The following is a 1,299-nucleotide window of genomic DNA, read 5'->3' as shown; positions in this document are numbered from 1 at the left end:
TGGCTAGTTCTTACTCGACGGGAATCCCACCCGCTATATGATACGACCTAGGCTCGGCCGCACAAGCACCCGTTAGTTGAACAAGCACCTTATTAAATATTGATATGCATTGTTCCATCTGATTTAACTGTAACCAATGGATATTCAGGAGTGTTTTCTCCAGTAAGAATACTTTCTTTACCTAGAATCTTTGATAGGTTTCTCATAAATTTAAATACCGCAATAGCTTCAGTTACACTTTTAACTTCTTTTGGTTCAAGGTCAAATTCTATTTCATCTTTTGAAAAGAAGTGGCAATTAATCAAAACACCATTAATGTTAATAGACATTAAAATTCGGTGGTTCTCGTTTTCTTCAAAAAAATGGGCAACATTAGTTTGTTCATACACTGTTGCTTGTCCATCCTTGTAAAAAACAATATCCCAAGGAGAAGTGAGAATCAAATCAAAAAATTTTTGCCAATCGGTTAAATCGACGGCAACCACATAAATATCCCTTAGACTTCCATCATTGAAAAATACTTTATCCAAAACCTCATTTGTTATTTCCATTTAATCAATCCCAATATACAGATTATTTTATTTGTATTTTACCACTTCTTATTGATCTAAACTGCCTCGATAATTGAATAAGAAAAAGAGCCGCAGCAGCGCCCCTAATTTTGAACTCTTGCACCCGTTACTTGAATAAGAGTTATTCAATTTGAAGGTATTGTTTTGTGACAAGTGTGGTCTGATATAAGAGAACAGGTTGTTCTTTAATTAGGTTCTTTAAAGCCTTAATGCTTGTTATAGGGGAGGCATAATATTTGATGTTTTTCTCTAGTTCATCAGCAAGTTCGTCTTTTAGGACTTCATTAATATCAACAACATCTGTGTATTTGCCGTTAAGTTCAAATTCAAATCTCAAACGAACATTTCCATCAGTATATTTAGGGTATTGTTTATCATTTAAATCTTTAATTATGTATCCCAGATTAAAGTAATAACTAGATGAGTAGCTTGATTTTTGTAACCCAAGTACAACCATTAATTCATTACTTTCCATATAATAGCAACTTCTTCTTTTGGTCATTCCGTTAGAAATAACTATTTCTTCTACAATCTCTTTAAACTCCGCAGTTTCCATTCGTAATCTCCTTTTTGTTCTTTTAGGACAATTATTCTATGCAAACTCGTCTATTCCTTCTTTAACTAACCTGCCCCGTTAGTACAAGAAGATAGGGATAGCCGCAACCATCCCCTAATACACCTCTTGGACCCGTTAGTTACATAAGATTTAGACAATAAAAGTTTAAGT

At 33.7% G+C, this 1,299-nt stretch carries 2 protein-coding genes; both read right to left on the bottom strand.

Annotated features, from left to right (window positions below; all coding sequences use genetic code 11):
- Positions 1-92: 92 nt before the first annotated feature.
- Complete coding sequence (locus AB7942_RS30480; protein WP_369449788.1) at positions 93-551, bottom strand: hypothetical protein; 459 nt, start codon at positions 549-551, stop codon at positions 93-95.
- A 142-nt stretch (positions 552-693) separates the two neighbouring features.
- Positions 694-1,128 carry a DUF4304 domain-containing protein gene (locus AB7942_RS30475; RefSeq protein WP_369449787.1) on the bottom strand — a complete coding sequence of 145 codons (435 nt, stop codon included), beginning with the start codon at positions 1,126-1,128 and terminating at the stop codon, positions 694-696.
- Positions 1,129-1,299: the final 171 nt, after the last annotated feature.

Source organism: Neobacillus sp. BF23-41 (assembly GCF_041106275.1).
This window is presented reverse-complemented; position numbering and strand designations above follow the sequence as displayed.

What these genes read in the sequence shown, in the direction of transcription:
- AB7942_RS30480 (WP_369449788.1), bottom strand. Translation starts at nt 551, where the DNA reads ATGGAAATAACAAATGAGGTTTTGGATAAAGTATTTTTCAATGATGGA.
- AB7942_RS30475 (WP_369449787.1), bottom strand. Translation starts at nt 1,128, where the DNA reads ATGGAAACTGCGGAGTTTAAAGAGATTGTAGAAGAAATAGTTATTTCT.